Genomic DNA, 17,385 nt, shown 5'->3' on the forward strand with positions numbered 1-17,385 from the left:
CCATGTGCACTGGGTGTCATTTACTTTCGCCCAAGACTGAACCAGCCGGAGCAGGACAACCCGATAACCCGCCCGTAAAACTCTAAAAACCACTAGGACTTCTAACTCGTCAGGCGGGTTGCCTGTCCTCGTCGATATACCGAGAGATTAATGAAAGTCTCACACGGAAGCACAAAGGCACGGAGGATTTATGAAATGCGTTGTTTGATCTCCGTGTCTCCGCGACTCCGTGTGAAATAAATCAAGGAAAAATAAATTGAAAGAATCCAGATTCTAACCATCCTGAACCAATCAAACTAAATCTAGGAAATGAACACTGATGCGACAGGACAGTTTGAACGCATTGGAACAGCCCGGGGGTATATCCAGGCGAGAGTGGTCAACTCCGTTCGTGCCTCACTACGTGCCACCTCTTGACGAATCTGAAAATGAAAATCATAGGAAAACAAGTAGCGCTCAATTTCGCTACGTTGGGATATTCAGGTTACCGTGAAGCGAAAAAAAGAATTGAAAAAAACAGCCTCAAAGAGCGCGTGGCTTACTCGGAGCAGATCTTGGGGTTCATGCTAGCCTTACCCATAATCATGGCTCTTATCACTGTGATGGGATTACTTGAAAGCGTAGCAGTCTTGGACGAGTTCCTGGGGACGGTCGATGAAATGAACGAATACAACTATCCTAGGGCTGGTGTCATCGAGACGCTTACATTTATACCTTTTACGTTTATCCTGTTTTGTTTTCTTCACCTATACCTCGGACTTGCTGCAATCCAGCATATGCCGACCTTGAAAGGAGAAGACAGAAATAAAATCATACTATTCGGCTTCTATGCCATTGACTGGAGTCCCTCTGAATACCTCAAGGATTCAGATCCAGACGACACAGACAACCCATTTAACCCGCCCGTAAAACTCTAAAAAGCAACTGGACGACTAATCCCACAGACTGGGTGTCTGGTCTCGACGATATGCAGAAGATGAAATGAATCGACTCCTCAAGAACCTGCTAATCTTCTTTGGGGCTTTAGGAATCATCGGGGCAATAGCATTCTTTGCCTTCTGGCCAGATGAGCCACTCGATGAGCTCATGGGGTTGTCGCAATCCTCATTTGAAGACGAAGCATCAGCAGGATTACCCAGTTCTGCATCACGTATCATGAGATACACCACTGGATTTGCAGACACTGCGCGATGGATCTCCTACTCAGCAGACAAATCCGAAATCGAACAAGTAGTCAGTGAATTAACATAAAAATAAAATCGAAGAGTTGGACACTTGGAAACAAGGGGAATCCTCACCTGTGGGCAGACCTGCTAGGCCCAAAGAAAGAAACAATGGCTACTGGGATATTGAGAAGATCACCGAAGGACGAAAGTTCTACCAGTTCGACGGGAATAAAGAAATCGGCATCCTTGTGGACACAGACCGCTGGAGAATCTACACCTATGAATCATTCTAATCCCAATATGCGAACCAGTCGCTCTGGGAAACGTCGCCAAGGCGCCGCGCCAGAGCTCTCTGGTTAGTGAAAATAAATACAAAAACCACAAACCAACAAAAACCATGACAATACCTCCAAACCTCAAAAAACAAATACTCAAGCTAGAAGGAAAGATCCCTGCAGACCGCAAAAGCGAAAAGGTTCAAAGGAATGCAATTCAACATTGTAGTTTCGACCAATACTGGAGCCATTGAACTATGGAAAAGCATCGCGATCATGCCTTGCTTGGAAAGTGGGTTGGCTCAAAGGACTGTCACATCGAGCCTGACTGGATTCTAATCTATAGGAACGAAGCTGATTCACTTTTCTTGGAGCGCTCTGGAAGCACAGTCAGCTCTTTAAGTAATAGCTCCATCAACTCGGTCGTTGGTTCAGACGCTCACAATGGCTGTCGCCATCATGCTACAATAAAAACTTCCCCGCAGTTTTAATCACACCCGTTTTGATGGCTAGCACACATACTTGGTTGCTTCTATAGGTGGGGAGCTTTAGCTGTACTGGGGTGGAAAGATTGCAGACACGTTCGTTTAGACTGGGAGATCAGCGTTGGTTATACAGGCTGCCTGCACTTCTTGGGGAATGGCCAAGCGGGCTGCAAGGCTCAAGAACCGCTGCGAGTGAGCCTGTTTATACTCAATTGGCCTTCGACAAACGAAATCGACTCCTTGCGGCTGCTTCTTTCCGTCTGCAACTCGATGGCAACTTACGCTTACTCGGCATCGCCACTCGGCTAGCGGAAACGGATTGGGCGGCCATTTTTCGACAACTGTTCCTATCTCTCGACCCTGCCTCGAGAACGCGGAAGCTTTTGTATGTTTTCGAAGAAGCTTGCGATCGTCATGATCTTTTGACTCGCCGAATTTTGGCTTCCTTGGGTTTTCAACTCTCGGAGAGCTTGGGCGTGACAGTCTGCGGGAGGATTGTTGACCAAAGAATCGACTTCTGGCAGGCTCGATTGAGGGCTCCTACCGGAATTAAACTGATACCTTGGCGGGAGCTGGCAATGAACTCTCTCGAGCGTCTGAAGCAGGAGGATCTGCCGCACTGGCAGGTTCCGTATACCGTCGACCCGAGGCGGGAGCTTGGCGGTATCGACCCCATTTGCAGCGTTGCGGCCGTCGACTCGGACGAGCGCATTGTTGGCTGGATGCTCTGCCATCAGCGGCCTGGGGTTTTGCGCTACTCGGCTCTCTACGTCGCGAGTGCGCAGCGCACGGGACAGGGTAAGCAGGGCTTTCGGCTCGGCTTTTCACTGGTGGCCTATGCGGTCAGTCAACATATTCTACAAAACGCGCTACTGTATCCGCGGTGGAGTTACTCGACGATAAGGGCCAACAAAGGATCTAATCGCATGACCGATAAGATTTTCATTGATAAGAATTCACAATTTTTACAGATAAAGGGCTCCTACTACGTGCTCAAAGCATGACTCACTCTCTATCCAAACCTTTCAGCTAGTTAATGAAGTCCGGCCCATTCCGCGAAGACGCGGCTGATAGTTTTATTTCCTCCGAAGAGCTCGACCGTGCCTCTCGTCAGATTCGGGGTAAAAGTTCATTCATTCTATGGCTGACCTTCATTTTGGTGGTGACGGCCATCATCTTAGCGTGGATCATTGAGGTGCCGGTTAAAGTCAAAGGTCACGGGGTCATTTGGTCGCCGGAGGGAGTGCGCCAAATTGCGGCGAGTGCGCCGGGGCGAGTGCTGGCGATCGAAGTGAATGTCGGGGATCGCGTCGCTGCGGGGGATTTGATCGCATCGCTGGATCAAACCGAGCTCCGCGCCCAGCTGACCAGTTCCAGTGCGCAACTTAAAGCTCTTCAAAGCAATCTCGCCGGTCTTAAGCGACTTCAGGAGACGGATCGTAACACCCGCGAGCAACTCGCGCTGAAACGTGACGCCTTATTTACCCAGTCCAATGAGCGAGCCGAGCAGCAAGTCAAGCGATTGCGAGAGCGCTTGGAAGCGCTCGCCTCTCTGGAGGCCAATGGACTGATCGAGGCCGACCGGGTCGCGGCACTTGAGACGCAGTTGAGCCAGATTATCGAGCAGACGAGCAATTTGCAGCGCCAGCTCCTGAGTGAGGAGCGCCAGGAGCATGCCGCCGAAATCAGTCTGGAGCGTGAGCTCTTACAAAAAAATCTGGAAGTCGCCCGTCTTGAAGCGGAGATTGTCCTATTACAGTCCCAACTTCGTAACAATGGTGCCCTGACGACACCGATCGCGGGAAGCGTGGTCGAGGTTTCGGCGGCGGTGGGCGACTATCTTTCCCCTGGCGCGCCAGTCCTATTGATCCAGCCCGATGTCGGAGACGCTTCGCTCAGTGCCATCGTCTTCGTGCCGAGCCAGCAGACCAAGCCCATTCGCCCCGGTATGAAAGTTGAATTGGCCTTGCCCTCCTTTCCCAGTGAGATGTATGGCACACTTCAGGGCACGGTGGCTGAGCTGTCCCCCTTGCCCCTCTCAACCACTGCATTGATGCGCGAGCTTCGCAACGACCAACTGGTGCAGACAATCAGCGAAGGAGGGAGTCCTTTTCTTGTTCGGGTCGAACTGCTGCGCCAGTCGGATGCTTCGGGCGCTTATCTTTGGTCCTCCCCCTCTGACAGGCCAAGGGAACTCTTTGCCGGGATGACGCTCGAGGGCAGTATTGTGACCTCCAAAACGCGATTATTGAATCTTTTCCTCCCCAAAGTGCGCTGATGTCGATATCTGGAATCAGAGGATGGCGAAGCCATCGTACGCCTTCCATGCTGCAGATCGAAGCTAGCGAATGCGGCGTCGTCTGTCTGGCAATGATTCTGGGGTTTTACAAGCGCTGGGTGCCGGTGGAGACCTTGCGTCACGATTGCGGCGCTTCGAGAGACGGCACGAATGCCTCCAATCTATTGAAAGCGGCCCGCCATCATGGTCTCGATGCGGGCGGCTTCAGTTTGGACACGCCGGAGTTCGACGATGTCCGACTGCCTGCCATTATCCATTGGCGATTTCACCATTTTGTCGTCTTAGAGAAGCAACGCGGCGGCCGATATTGGATCAACGATCCCGCCAACGGCCGCTATACTGTCGACGCACAAACGATCAGCGAGGCCTTCACGGGAGTGCTCCTGACTTTTAGGCCCGGCGAGCAATTTGAAACGAAGGGAAGTCAGCCCAGTTGCCTGGGCTCCCTGCGCTCTTATTTAAACGAGGTGCCGAAAAGCCTCGCCTTAACCGCTGGCCTGGCTCTGGCCTTGGTCGTCCCCGGGCTCCTATTGCCCTTCGCCTCCATCATCTTTGTCGACAGCATTCTCGTCCAAGGTTTCACCGACTGGCTGCGGCCACTGCTGATCGGTATGGGCGTCGTCGCTCTTCTCCAATTCATCCTGACATACTATCAGCAGCAAATGGCGCTGGTTCTAGCCACCCGGCTCAGCGTGGCTCTGGGCTCACGGATGATTGGGCGCTCTCTACGACTGCCCCTCAGTTTTTTCGCCCAACGTTCTCCCAGTGAAATGGCCAGCCGAGCCCAGCTCACAGACCGATTGGCGGGCTTGATCTCGGGGCCGCTGGCTATGTCCGGCATCGGTTTGCTGACGGCCTTGCTCTACATGGGCGTGATGCTATTTTTCGATCCCGTGCTGGCTGCTGTAATCGGCCTCCTCGGTCTGGCGAACCTGCTTTTTTTCGTTTGGCAGTTCGGGCGCGTTCAGGAACTCAATCAGGCCTTGATACGTGAATCCACGCTCTACGCCGGTGCGCAGATGCAAGGCTTGAAAATGCTCTCGGAAGTCAAGGCCAGTGGCATGGAAAAGGTCCTGCTCGGGCAATTGACTGGCCGCAAGATACGCGAGCAAAACCAGCAGCGCCTCCTCGTCGTTCGCCAGACATTTATGGAATCGCTGCCGACCTTTCTACGTTTTGGGGCGGCAGCGATTGTCCTCTATGTCGGGGGGCTGCGAGTCATTGATGGCGGCATGTCTCTTGGAGTTCTGGTGGCTTTTCAAGGGCTTGTGATGCAGTTCCTGCTACCGATTCAGCAAACCCTCAACCATTTTACTGCTTTGCAAGGGACGCAAGGTACCCTCGATCGCATTGAAGATATTTTCCGTCAGGACATAGAATCGACGCCATTAGCGGCAGATACGAAGGCGCAGCCAGAGCACGATCCGGACGCCTGCGAGCACGAGCATGATGAGCGCACGCCTAGCAGCTCGGTCAGTGCCTTTGAGGACAGACGACCGATTCTCAGATTGGAAAACATCACCTTCGGCTACCAGCCTTTGGCTGAACCTCTATTGAAGGATTTTAACCTTGAGATTGCTCCCGGTAAATGGGTTGCGCTAGTCGGCCCGTCAGGTTCAGGGAAGTCCACGGTAGCCCGATTATTGGGGCGTTTACATCAACCTTGGTCTGGTGAGATCAGCCTGCGCGGAGTGGCGCTGGATGCGCTTCCAAGTGGCGAGTTTAACCGACGGGTGGCGCTGGTCGACCAGGATCTCGTTCTTTTCAGCGGCACTGTTACCGAAAACCTGACCCTTTGGACAGGGGAAATGCACTTGGAGCAAATGAGCCGGGCAACCCGGGCGGCCCGCATTCATGACTGGATCATCAACCAGCCGCTTGGCTTCGATCATAAAATCGGTGAAGGCGGTAAAAATCTCAGTGGAGGCGAACGGGCGCGCATGGACATCGCTCGAGCTCTCGCAGGAGAGCCCGATCTGATAATTCTGGACGAGGCGACAGCAGCGCTCGACGCCCTGACGGAAGCGGAACTCTTGCGTGAATTACGTTTGCACAGCAGTGGCGGCATCATCATCACCCATCGCCTCGCCTCGATTCAGGACTGCGATGAAATTATCGTCTTTTCCCAAGGCAAACCCGTGCAGCGAGGCACCCATGCAGAACTCTACGGTGAAAGTCGCGGGCGATATCGGAAACTACTCGAAGCAGAGGAGGCGAAACCCGTATGAAGCAACCGATGCGTCGACCAGGCAGAGGCGTTTCGCGCCCGCCGATACGAAAAGGAGCAGCTCCAGCAGCCACTGCCGAAGCCACGGTGGGCAATCATGCAGCATCTGAAGAAGCTTGGTATGAAGCATTACCCACTCGCCTGCAGCGCACTCCCCGCAAGCTGAATGGTCTGAGTCCCGTCGAAAGCTGTCCGAAACGAAATCAACCGATTGTCCTACTCGTCATCGAGGGGAAGTTGGCTCTGGAGGCCGAACTCTTCTGCGAGGGCTATTATGAGCAGCGTCGACGGCTCGCCACGCTCGAAGCAGGTGAAATCCTGCTAATTCCCCAGTCCCCCCTAGATATGCTGGCACTGTATGTGGGCGGCGACCGCAGTGTAAGCATCTTACAGTTTGACCTTGCCGAACTCGTAGGACTCGCCACCGAAAATCAAGACGCAAGTCCTCTTCAGGAGGCTCTTTTGAAGGCCTTGGCCGCACCCAACCGATGGGAGCCGCGCAAGGTACCGCCAGCAGAGGGCCGAGTTCACCGGGTGGCGGCTGGCACGATCCAGCGCGTGCGCCGCGGGCAGAGCCTGGCTCCGGCGGACAAACCAGTGCTCGTGGCCTTGGACGACGGGTTTGAGCCTTCCCCGGCTCCGGAGAGCCCGCTCCCGGAGACTCTCAGCCACTGGTTACTCGAGGAGAGCGCGCCCCTCTTGTATCGAGGCGAAAAAGCTGTCCAATCAGCGCCCGCCGATCTGAGCACTTTCCTGGCTGATGCGCGTGCAACTGCGTCGCTGACAGCCTTCATCGATTTTCGCTGGCGTGAGTTGAGCGCCCGCTGGGAGGCCCGCCGTATCGCTCTCGAGGAAAGCGCCGCCCAAACTTCTTCCCGGCGCGACATCGAACTACAGCTCAACCAAAGTCGTCTTGCAGGCTTGCTCTCCGGGCGCGACGATGGCTTACCGCAGACGGAGAATCATCCGCTCCGGGCGGCTTTTTATTTAATACGCAAACAGGACTGGTTACCTGTGTTGCCACGCTTTATAGACAGCCACGATCCTTTGGTGCTGTTCGACCAGATTGCAGCCAGCTCAGGCTTGCTTGTTCGCGAAGTGCGCTTGGACTCTGGCTGGTGGCGGGAGGATCTTGGTCGGATATTGGCATTTGACCCGGATGGACAGGTTTGGGTATTACTCCCCCGCGGCAAATACTACGACGTCTGGGATTCCCGCACAGGTAAAATCCGTCGACTCCCGCCGAAGGAGGCGGCCACCTGGAAGCCGAGGGCAGTCACTTTTTATCGTCAGTATCCAGCAAAAGCCCTGGGGCTGCTAGACATCGTGCTGTTCGAACTGCACCAAGTGCGATCGGCCATCGCGGGGCTGCTCGCGCTCGCCCTCCTTACCAGCGGGGTGGCCGCACTGATCCCCATGGCGGCCGCCTTCATTGTTCAAAACATTTTACCCGGCGGCTTGAAACCACTACTTGCAACCGTCTGCGGCGCCCTGCTGGCGGCTGGTGGCTTCACTGTGGCCTTTGCATGGGCACAGCGGATGCTGCTTCAGCGGATGGACTTTCAATTGAATCTGGCGGCGACTGTGGCCCTTTGGCATCGCATCCTTTACTGGAAATTGCCGGATCAGCGAAAATACTCCGCGGGCGATCTGGCCATGCGGATCGGCTCCTTTACGGGCCTAGCCAGCTTCTTCCGGATGGTCGCCCAAAGCGGTGCCACGCAGAGCCTTACCTTGATCAGCAGTATGGCCGTGATCTTTTGGGTGAGTTTCCAGCTTGGGTTCTATACATTGCTATTTGCCTCCGTCGCATTGCTTGTCGCGGCACTGTTTTCCTGGCTCCAAGTCCGTGCTTTTATGGGCGGCGAGAAGTCACTAGGCATCGTCAACGCCTTTTCTTTGGAAGCTTATAGTGCCATTCACAAAATCAAGGCTGCGGGAGTTGAGCGCTCCATCCAGATGCAGTGGGCCGAGCGCTTCAGCCGCTTGCGTCAGAAACTCATCGCCAGTCAAAGAGTTGGCATCGCCAGTAGTGCTTTTCAGACGAGCTGGGTCACCCTGAGCTCCGCGGCCTTTTACTTCATTCTCGTCTCGCAATTGCAGGGCGATCTATCAATCGCGAAGTACATTGCCTTTACAGGTGCCTATGCCACGGTGGCGGCGAATCTCAGTCGACTCGCGGGCCTGATCCTCGGCATCGGGATGCAACTGTCTTTTCTCAAATTCGTGGAGCCGCTCATGAAAACACTGCCTGACCTACGCGCGGACAGGTTGCAGCCGCAGCAACTGAGTGGCTGTTTACGGGCCGAGAACCTAGTCTTTTCCTACCCAGGATCACCTGCCCCAGCGCTCAACGGACTCTCCTTCGAAGCTAGACCCGGACAATTCACGGTTGTAGTCGGCCCCTCCGGTTGCGGAAAATCGACCCTCGCTCGGGTATTGGCAGGCCTCGAATCCGCCCGTGCGGGCCGTGTCTATCTTGATGACTACGATGTCGAGACGATCGATCCATCTGCCCTCCGCAGTAATGTCGCCATCGTGCTGCAGGATTTTCAACTCATTCCCGGGACCGTGCTTGATAACTTGCGAGGAGCCCTCAGCGCTGATCTAAACGAGGTCATCAATGCGGCCAAACTGGCCTGTATTTGGGATGATATTGAGCAAATGCCCATGGGGGTGCATACGCCGGTGACGGGGAATGCCAGCGCTTTCTCCGGAGGGCAGATCCAGCGAATGGCACTGGCTCGGGCACTCCTACGTCGTCCGCGTGTTCTCATCCTAGACGAAGTGACGAGCGCTCTGGACAGCGAGCTCCAGGCACAGATTGTTGCCAACATTAGCGCCTCCAACCAGACTGTCATCTTTATTGCCCATCGTCTCAGTCTGGCCAAGCTGGCAGACAAAATCGTGGTTCTAAAAGACGGCAAAGTCGTCGAACAAGGGAGCGATGCCGAACTGCGCGGTAAAGGCGGACTCTACACTCAAATGACGGAGGTTCGAGGATGAAGCCAATTAGTTTCAGAATGTTCACAGCGCTGCTGATAAGCATTTATTTCGTCGGAGCGGGCCTGGCCCAGGGAGCTACGGCAGAAACGGAGGTGGCAGAGGCTGGCTGGCAGTTGGCTGCGCTCGAAGCCCTAGCCTTGAGTCACGCACCGGAACTGGCTGCAGCCCGCGCTGAAACCGAAGCCGCTCAAAAGGGTGTAAAGGTGGCTCGTCTGGGCTGGTTGCCTCAGCTCTCCACTCGTATCGCTTACGAGGATAATGCCAAGATCGCGAATGTCTTAACGTTTTCCGAGCCCGAACCTTACGACCTTTGGTCCAGTGCACTGATTGGCGAGTGGGCAGTCTTCGACGGCTTTCGCCGTCATTTTCAGCTCGATCTGGCCACTGCAGAGGAAGCGGTTGCTTTTTGGCGCGAGCGAGAAAGCCGTCAGCGCCTCCTGCAAGAGCTAGCGGCAGCCTTTTTCGATGCTGCAGATGCCCGCCAAAGCTTGGACGATCTGTCGCCCTTGATTGCCCGTGCCCGTGAGCGACTGGAGGCGCAGCAGGAACAGTTGGCGGCAGGCACACTGAGCCGGATCACTTTGAGCCGCATTCGGCAGGATTTGGCGCATTTGGAGAAACAGCGGCTGACTGCCCGTTACGCTCAGGAGATGGCGGAAAGCCGTATGGCTGGGCTGCTTGCTACGGAAGAGGGATTCTGGGACTATCGCGAGCACTACGAAGCACCACCAGTGAAGGTATTGCCATTAGACCTGGTCATGAAGCGCGATATACCCGCCGTCGAGCGCGCGCGTGCGGACGCGGCGGCGGCCGAGGCTAAGACCGGCCTCGCCCGCTCACGCTTCAGCCCCCAAGTCAAGCTCAACGGTTCCGTTGGCTACCGCTCGCTTAGTCGTTTTGCGACGGAAGACCAGAACCAGGAATACAGCTTTGGTGTTTCACTCACATGGGACTTTACGGATGCCGGAACCCAAATTGTTCGAGTCGCGCAGCTTCAGGCCGAAGAGCGGGCCGCGACGGCTCGACTAGAGCTGGCGCGAGCCCGCCATTTACAGACTGTCGCCACCGCGCAGCTAGAAAAAATGCAAGCCGAGGAGATGCTGGAATTGCAGACAGAGCTGGCGGCGATGGCGCTGCGGCGTCTGAATGATATCAAACAATCTTATGAAGCCCGCACAGTGACGCGCGATGACTTGCTGGCGGCACAGCAGGAGCTGGCGAGTGCACAGATGGAGTTACGTCGCGCACAAATGCAAGTCTCTCGTCAGGCTTATCTTTTATGGCTCACCGCGGGGCAACCCCCACTTGCGGCGCTAGCGCGCTCCACGGCCGATTCAAGCACGAAGCGCTCGGCTCTACATGACATAGAGCATCCCTGATTAAAAATTCCCCATAGATCACTACCAATAGTCAAAACCAAGCACCTCTTATGCGTAAAGTTCTCCATATCCTTGGCCATTTTAACGACAGCGATATCCAGTGGATCAAGGATGTTGCCAGTCTCGCTCAGTTTCCGGCCGGAGAAACCGTGATTCGGCCCAACGAGAAGCTAGAAAACTTATACATCGTTACCTCGGGGCAACTTGAAGTCGTCCATCCTGTTTCCGGGGTCATCGCCACACTTTCCGATGGCGAAATCCTTGGTGAAATGTCCTTTCTCGACGACCGACCACCAGATGTGACGGTTGAGGCCGTATCCGATGTCGCGATGGTGGCCATTCCTATGGAAGAGATTCTTGAGTATTTCCAAGAAGATCCAAGTTTTGAAGGGCGCTTTTTTCGTGCGCTTGCCCTCTTTCTTTCGACACGTCTGCGCGGCACTCAGAACCGACTCGCATTCGGAAAAGCCGAAGTCGTCGAAGAGAAGAAAGATGGTGGATCCGGTGTCGAGCTTGATCCCAATACACTAAAATCGATACAGCGCGCAGGCGGTTTTTTTGACCAAATTCGGAATCATTTTCAGTAAACCATCCTGCCAAGCGACTGCTGCTGGACTTATCAAACTGGTATATGGAAATGTGGCAGGAGGTAGGCGAAGCGCTCATGAGAGGCTAGGCTATTTACCTTACTTTATGTTTGTATCCACAAAACCAGCCTCTTAATTATCCCTTAGTATTTTAGTTTAATGAGCCCGATTTTTTTAATCCTCTCAGCTATATAATTTAAGGAAGCCCTCCAACCACACAAATATTAGCCTCTCCTTTTCACTGACCTACCTACTACCATGAAAAAAAATGTCTCCTCCGGCACGCCTGATAACTCAAAATCAAGCTCAGACACCAGCGCAGTCGAGAAAAAGATAAATGCGCCCCAAAAGCGGACTCTAGACGAGGCCGCACTCGATCAGGTCCGGGGTGGCACCGGGCAAATCGAGCAGCAGATCCAAGATCGTCTAAAAGAGGCTCAGCAGGGCATGCAGGAGGGGAGTCAATACAACGACGTGCAGAACTTCAAAGCTTCCAGCGAGGCTGTGGAAGTCGATGCCCAAGGCGGCAACGACTATGTCGTCGGAAGTGATCACGACGATCTTGTCCAAGGGGGCGAAGGCGATGACCATCTCAAGGGGCAATTAGGCGACGATTTGGTGCTGGGGGGCGAGGGCAATGACCACATCCAAGGCAATGGCGGCGATGACATACTCGTGGGTGGTGGAGGAAATGACGAACTCTATGCTAATAGCGGTGAAAATGTCATAGTTTACGGCCTCGGGGATGGACAGGATACTGTCTACGCGAACGGCGACGATACACTGGTGCTAACGATCGATAAGGAAGAGCTCGACGGCTGGCGCGTCTATGACGGTGGCTGGAAGGATCTTGCCGCTGTGATCGACGAGAACGGCGCTTATGAGCCCAGCAATACGTGGACTTACGTCTTTGCCCCCGATGGTGGGCGGGTGGCTATGTACAATATTGGCAGTGTCCAGATTGACCCTGAAGTTGAGCTTTCCCCTCCTGCACCTCCCACAATCCTAGGTGAGTTGCCACCAGAGCTCGACGCCGTTGCCGGCAATGACGAAATAGACTCAGGCTCCGGAGACGGTGTTCTTTCCGGCGGAGCTGGACGCGACTTTATCAGCGGCTACCATGGTGACGACATCATCATCGGCGGTGAGGGCAATGACGAACTGAGAGGCTATTCCGGCAGCGACACATTTATATATAAAGAAGGCGACGGCTCCGACACCATTGAAGGCGGCTGGGGTAGCTGGAACGACAATGACCGCTTGCTGCTCGAAATCAGCCCCAGCGAACTAGACCAGTGGACGCTTACATCAAGGTCAGCTTGGTATAGTGAGGGGCAGCTCGACATGAAGGCGCTTCTCGACGGCCAAACGATCGGTCTCAACAACCATGAAACTTATATTTTAACTGCGCCTGATGGGGCTCGAATTGAACTCAGCCAAATCAACCAAATTGTCCTCGCAAAGGTAGCGCCGCCGACTTACGCGGTGACAGGCACGATGCCCGACCCCGCAGCGCTCCGAGCCCCCACTCAGAGCAGCACTCTCAGCCAAGTCGCTGAAGAGACCGAAGGCGTTGGCGAGCACCAACGCATCGACCGCGAGGGCGGCGGCCAAGTCATCGGTTCTAGCGACGGCTGGACTTCAGGCACTGATGGCGATGATATCATCGTCGACCGAGATGATAACCAAGGCTGGTGGAGCCGCGGGAGTGATCTCTCGGGTGGGGATGGTAATGACATCCTCGACGCCGGAGCCGACGACGACGGATATGAATATCTTAACGGCGGTCTTGGTGCCGACACTTACATCTTTGGTGAAAATTATGGCCGTGACGAAATGAATGGGGACAGCGAAGACCGGCTGTTGGTCAAAGCCAAGCCGAGCGATTTGAGCGATTGGACTGTGACTTACCAAGACAATTCTAACGGTTGGTGGGGCTCTCAACAGACAGTCTCGCTGAAAGAATACATTGAAGAAGGATTGGCTGATCGCGCCAATCCAGCCTACAGGATTGAAGTCAATAGTCCCGATGGCTCCGAAGCGACCCTCTACGGTTTTACTCAGATTGATTTCGAAGCGCCGGTCGATAGCAGCGGCAGCTTCACGATCGAAACGGGTGAGGTAAACCCGATTGCCCTGCCCGTGCCCGAGCGTGCCAGCTATGACGGAAGGGAAGTGCTCATCGTATCTGGTCTGCCTCAGGGCGTAGCGCTTCAAGGCCAAGTCGAGCCGCCGGTCTCAGCGGGCGATGGCAGCTACATGCAGGTTGTCGACCGATATGCGCTCGAGTCCGGCGAAATTAGCATCGCCGCTGCCCGCGGACTGGTTGGGGACTTTGAGCTAACGGTAACTTCAGTAGTGGAGAAAACCACGGGCGGCTGGTGGAATCCCGAGCCTACTGGGGAATACGCTGAAAACGCAGAGTCGATGCGCATCAGCTTCGAGGCAGAGCCCGAAGACCTGTTTGCGGCGGATGCCGGCGGTCTTATTCATTACGAGCAGGATGGCGCGCACGAGCGCGTGATTCCGCTCGATCTCGCCATTAACCCTGTAATCAAGGATGGTGCCAGCGTGGCCATTGAAAACCTGCCTGCAGGCACTTTTCTACGCAATGCCGCAGGCGAAGAGTTCCGGCCTAATGGGAACGATTCGTGGGAAGTCGAGTTGAGTGTCGATCAGATAGCTGGACTACACCTGGTCGCCGACGGTCCGGGAAATCCTCAATCGTCGAACCTGAGCTTCACGGTATCAGGCGAAATTAACGGTTCCCCCTATGAGCTCACTCAAGAACATGCGGTCGAGTTCAATGCAATTAGTGTGAGCGAAAGCGGCCTGACCGTAGCTTATCTGGAAGGGCGCGAGGGCGACTACTCGCTCTCACGTGAAGGCAATACACTATTGGCCGTACCCTTTGACGGCGGTCCTACTGTGAGTTTCGATATGGCCACGATTGATCGGCTACAGTTTGCGGATGGCAACTTTCATTCCGCCAGTAGTTACCAAACGGAAATTGATCTCGACGACCAAGTTAACCGCGTAGTCCTGGAGAGCGGTCTCGGCGAAGATGAAGCCAGGGATCGCACCATCGTCATTGTCGACAATGTGCCGGAAGGCTCGATTGTGGACCTCGGGGTCAGACTAGGCGATCGCACCTGGGCGATTCCGCTGCGTGACTTGGAGGCGCTGACCGCCAGCCAAAGCACAGGCGAGGATGACGTGACTATTTCCAGCAATGCGTCCGCCAGTCTGATCCTTGACCATGGTAACTTGCAAGCGGCCGCGGGCGCGGATGTATCGATTCGCGTCGCCGTCGCTACAGAGGATCAAGTCGAGGCATTAGGCGGTTTGGCGCGTGCCAGTGGTCAAGCCAGCGCCGAAAATGTGCTTGAGGCCAAGGCGGGTGCGCGCTTTGCCATTGGCCAGGATGGCATCCGGATCGGTGCAAATGCTTCGGTCGGGATCGTCGCTACTGCGGGTGCATCCGGCAGCGCATCTTTGGGCGGCGTAACTGTAGAGGGCGGGGTTGAAGTCGAAGCGGGTGCCCGCGTGGGAGCCGAAGCTGAGTTGGAATTGTCCGGTAGCAAGACAGAGATAGCCGCAGCCGCTGAGGCTCGCCTCTCGGTTCAAGTCAGCGGGGATGTCTCAGTCTCGACAAGCTATGTCCCCGCCACCGGAGCATCCGTCCAGGGCGAAGCGGGGGCCTTCGTAGGCGCAGGTGCCGCTGGCGAGGGAGGTGCTTATTACGGCGACAACAAATACGGAGCTAGCGGCGAAGGATCTGCGGCGGCCGGTGCGGGCGTAACGGCAGAGGGAGAAGCCTCTGGATCTGTCGGCGGACTGGGTGGCGGTGTTGGTGCAGGCGTGAGTGCCGGATGGATGGTTGAAGCCGGTGGCGGCGGTAACGCTACTTATGATAATGGCACGATCAACGTGGGCTTCACTGCCGAACTTGCGGCATTGGTTGGTGTTCGCGTTTCCGTGAGTGTCGAGATCGATACCAAGGCTGTCGAAGAAACGGCTCTACTAGTCGCCAACGGCGCGGTCGAGCTGAGTGAAGCGGTCGAGAAAGGATGGTTGTCCACCGCAGATGCGGTCAATCATGGCCTTGCCACCGCTGAGGAAATGCTTGATCAAGGTATCGCCGATGCCGAGATGCTGTTTCAAGACGGCGTCATGAGTGCCGAAGAAATTTTTGAAAACGACCTGATGCCAGCGGTGGATATGGCAAGAGCCGGAATCATCACCGGTGCTGAAGCCGTCCGTGATTTTGGCGTGGAGGCCAGCGTGGCGGTCGAGGCAGGCATCCTAACTGGCGTCGATTCTGTCAAGCTCGGCTACTATACTGCGACCGAGGCAATTGAGCGAGGTTACGTCACCGCAGCGCAAGCGGTTCGAGGGGGTGTGCTCAGCGGCGTGGACGCCGTCAGTCGAGGCTATTTCACGGCCACCGACGCACTCGAAGACGGCCTGATATCTGCCACCGACGCCATCAACCGTGGCTGGACGAATGCGGAAACCGCCGTGCGCGAGGGTTGGATGGATGCGACCCACGCGGTACGCGCCGGTTACTTTACGGTCGAAAAAGCGATATCCGAAGGCTTCATGGACGGAGCCGAAGCAGTTCGCAACGGCCTGTCAGACTTCGGCACATTGATCGACCACGGGCTGGTCGATGCGGCTGACGCCATCGAGAAAGGCTGGATCTCTACGAACCAGGCAATCAATGACTTTGGACAGAGCGCAGAACAGCTCTTCAATGATGGCATCGAAGAAGCCGGCAACTTCTTCTCCAATACCTTCGGTGGGGGCAAATAAACTCCGTCACTTTTGACCATTCATTCAGCAATCTCCTAAATCACTATGCATATACGTTCCTTTTCCATCGCCACCCCCACGCGTGAGCAGCGAGGGGCGACGGCTCGCTTCTTCAATGAGCTGGTCGCGCCCAAGTTGCGCGAGCATTATGGCTTAACGGAAGCAACGCTCCTCTTCAGCAACGAAAGCACAATGGTTGGCGTATTCCACTTCGACCAGGAACCTGATTCCTCGTTTTCCATTGGGGCCATTGCTGCCGAGCTTAAGGCCGGCGACGAGTCCATCGCCCTCGACGGCCTCGTCGAACAGTCCAACTCACTCATTGCCAGCGCCAGCGCGCTTAAGTAAATTATGTATTGCCAGCTTTCCCTCTACGATTTCAAGAATGACGACGCCTACGCACAGGGGCTCGCCTACTTGAAGGACACATACGTACCTTCCAAGCAACAAGCCGAGGGTTTCGCCTCGCTTCTAATCGCCGAAGCCGGACCGCGTCGGATCGGGGTTCTGCTCCGTTTCCGAAATGAAGAAAAGCTCAAGGCCGCTTCCGTTACGGGGAGCGCCTTCCAGGTATTCACATCACAACTAAGCGCCCCTCCGAAAATCGTCAGTGGCTTGAATGTCATCGCAGACTATCCTCAAGCGGATACAATAGCTGGAGTATAGTTGAGCTGCGCACCAATGCTTTACTAGCGGATTGCTTAGCGCTGAGCTCCGAAATGACCCGCCGCCGTAGCGAATAATTCAATTTCCATTAGGGTTAAAAAATCATGGCAGGGAGGGCCTCCGCGCCGTCCGCCGAGCCTCCGCACCGAGCAACTGCATCTGTGCTACGCAAGACGAGGCGGAGCTCGTCCCTGCCGAACAAGAGATCTCAATTTTTGGTGCCCGGTAGTATCACTGCCCGCTGCGCTTACTGGTCGACGACACAAATTAGGTAGTTAACATTTATATTCGCAAGGCTGGTAAGCGAGTAGGTGCCTCTTTCTGCCCACGACGCATTTGCCTGCATCATAGCCACGGATTCCTGCGTGATCAGCTGTTTTAACAATTTGCGAGTCCACAATCGCAGCGGTTGGAGCTTTTTTTTACCGTGGTGCACACGCACAATATCCCGGAGGCGGTCATGGATCGCCTCCCAAACGC

12 protein-coding genes and 1 pseudogene are annotated in these 17,385 nt (G+C 55.2%); 12 read left to right on the forward strand and 1 reads right to left on the reverse strand.

Translation table 11 applies throughout. The features are described from left to right. Positions 1 to 428: 428 nt before the first annotated feature. The 12 genes from QEH52_RS17835 (at position 429) to QEH52_RS17885 (ending at position 16,905) form a co-directional block, all read left to right on the forward strand. The gene (locus QEH52_RS17835; protein WP_308952313.1) at positions 429 to 917 is read left to right on the forward strand and encodes a hypothetical protein; all 489 of its coding nucleotides are present in this window, start codon (positions 429 to 431) and stop codon (positions 915 to 917) included. Between the two features lie 64 nt (positions 918 to 981). Continuing rightward, positions 982 to 1,251: a hypothetical protein gene (locus QEH52_RS17840; RefSeq protein ID WP_308952314.1), complete on the forward strand. Its 270-nt coding sequence runs from the start codon at positions 982 to 984 to the stop codon at positions 1,249 to 1,251. A 447-nt stretch (positions 1,252 to 1,698) separates the two neighbouring features. Then, on the forward strand, positions 1,699 to 1,932 hold the full coding sequence (locus QEH52_RS20575; protein WP_345785482.1) for a type II toxin-antitoxin system mRNA interferase toxin, RelE/StbE family: 234 nt from the start codon (positions 1,699 to 1,701) through the stop codon (positions 1,930 to 1,932). Between the two features lie 572 nt (positions 1,933 to 2,504). Then, positions 2,505 to 2,930: a hypothetical protein gene (locus tag QEH52_RS17845; RefSeq protein WP_308952315.1), complete on the forward strand. Its 426-nt coding sequence runs from the start codon at positions 2,505 to 2,507 to the stop codon at positions 2,928 to 2,930. Positions 2,931 to 2,962: 32 nt separating this feature from the next. After that, the gene (locus tag QEH52_RS17850; protein WP_308952316.1) at positions 2,963 to 4,204 is read left to right on the forward strand and encodes an NHLP bacteriocin system secretion protein; all 1,242 of its coding nucleotides are present in this window, start codon (positions 2,963 to 2,965) and stop codon (positions 4,202 to 4,204) included. 47 nt (positions 4,205 to 4,251) lie between these two features. Further along, positions 4,252 to 6,453 carry a cysteine peptidase family C39 domain-containing protein gene (locus QEH52_RS17855; RefSeq protein ID WP_308952317.1) on the forward strand — a complete coding sequence of 734 codons (2,202 nt, stop codon included), beginning with the start codon at positions 4,252 to 4,254 and terminating at the stop codon, positions 6,451 to 6,453. Next, positions 6,450 to 9,458 (forward strand): peptidase domain-containing ABC transporter, encoded by a 3,009-nt coding sequence (locus tag QEH52_RS17860; RefSeq protein ID WP_308952318.1) that lies wholly within the window; start codon positions 6,450 to 6,452, stop codon positions 9,456 to 9,458. Before QEH52_RS17855 ends, QEH52_RS17860 begins: the two co-directional genes overlap by 4 nt. Then, complete coding sequence (locus QEH52_RS17865) at positions 9,455 to 10,837, forward strand: TolC family protein (RefSeq protein ID WP_308952319.1); 1,383 nt, start codon at positions 9,455 to 9,457, stop codon at positions 10,835 to 10,837. The genes QEH52_RS17860 and QEH52_RS17865 overlap by 4 nt, the downstream gene beginning before the upstream one ends. Positions 10,838 to 10,887: 50 nt before the next feature. After that, a complete protein-coding gene (locus tag QEH52_RS17870) occupies positions 10,888 to 11,424 on the forward strand; it encodes a cyclic nucleotide-binding domain-containing protein (RefSeq protein ID WP_308952320.1) in 537 nt (178 codons plus the stop codon). Positions 11,425 to 11,682: 258 nt separating this feature from the next. After that, positions 11,683 to 16,239 carry a calcium-binding protein gene (locus tag QEH52_RS17875; protein WP_308952321.1) on the forward strand — a complete coding sequence of 1,519 codons (4,557 nt, stop codon included), beginning with the start codon at positions 11,683 to 11,685 and terminating at the stop codon, positions 16,237 to 16,239. A 45-nt stretch (positions 16,240 to 16,284) separates the two neighbouring features. Next, positions 16,285 to 16,587 (forward strand): hypothetical protein, encoded by a 303-nt coding sequence (locus QEH52_RS17880; RefSeq protein ID WP_308952322.1) that lies wholly within the window; start codon positions 16,285 to 16,287, stop codon positions 16,585 to 16,587. 3 nt (positions 16,588 to 16,590) lie between these two features. Then, a complete protein-coding gene (locus tag QEH52_RS17885) occupies positions 16,591 to 16,905 on the forward strand; it encodes a hypothetical protein (protein WP_308952323.1) in 315 nt (104 codons plus the stop codon). Between the two features lie 308 nt (positions 16,906 to 17,213). Here the strand turns inward: QEH52_RS17885 and QEH52_RS20795 are convergent. Further along, positions 17,214 to 17,309: pseudogene (locus QEH52_RS20795) on the reverse strand (IS5/IS1182 family transposase); the annotation flags it as partial. Positions 17,310 to 17,385: the final 76 nt, after the last annotated feature.

Source organism: Thalassobacterium maritimum (genome assembly GCF_031127805.1).
GTDB classification, from domain to species: Bacteria; Verrucomicrobiota; Verrucomicrobiia; order Opitutales; family Coraliomargaritaceae; genus Thalassobacterium; species Thalassobacterium maritimum.

Excerpts from the sequence above, each read along its gene's own strand:
- QEH52_RS17835 (WP_308952313.1), top strand. The coding sequence starts at position 429 with ATGAAAATCATAGGAAAACAAGTAGCGCTCAATTTCGCTACGTTGGGA.
- QEH52_RS17870 (WP_308952320.1), top strand. The coding sequence starts at position 10,888 with ATGCGTAAAGTTCTCCATATCCTTGGCCATTTTAACGACAGCGATATC.
- QEH52_RS17845 (WP_308952315.1), top strand. The coding sequence starts at position 2,505 with ATGAACTCTCTCGAGCGTCTGAAGCAGGAGGATCTGCCGCACTGGCAG.
- QEH52_RS17875 (WP_308952321.1), top strand. The coding sequence starts at position 11,683 with ATGAAAAAAAATGTCTCCTCCGGCACGCCTGATAACTCAAAATCAAGC.
- QEH52_RS17840 (WP_308952314.1), top strand. The coding sequence starts at position 982 with ATGAATCGACTCCTCAAGAACCTGCTAATCTTCTTTGGGGCTTTAGGA.
- QEH52_RS17880 (WP_308952322.1), top strand. The coding sequence starts at position 16,285 with ATGCATATACGTTCCTTTTCCATCGCCACCCCCACGCGTGAGCAGCGA.
- QEH52_RS20575 (WP_345785482.1), top strand. The coding sequence starts at position 1,699 with ATGGAAAAGCATCGCGATCATGCCTTGCTTGGAAAGTGGGTTGGCTCA.
- QEH52_RS17855 (WP_308952317.1), top strand. The coding sequence starts at position 4,252 with ATGCTGCAGATCGAAGCTAGCGAATGCGGCGTCGTCTGTCTGGCAATG.
- QEH52_RS17885 (WP_308952323.1), top strand. The coding sequence starts at position 16,591 with ATGTATTGCCAGCTTTCCCTCTACGATTTCAAGAATGACGACGCCTAC.
- QEH52_RS17860 (WP_308952318.1), top strand. The coding sequence starts at position 6,450 with ATGAAGCAACCGATGCGTCGACCAGGCAGAGGCGTTTCGCGCCCGCCG.
- QEH52_RS17850 (WP_308952316.1), top strand. The coding sequence starts at position 2,963 with ATGAAGTCCGGCCCATTCCGCGAAGACGCGGCTGATAGTTTTATTTCC.
- QEH52_RS17865 (WP_308952319.1), top strand. The coding sequence starts at position 9,455 with ATGAAGCCAATTAGTTTCAGAATGTTCACAGCGCTGCTGATAAGCATT.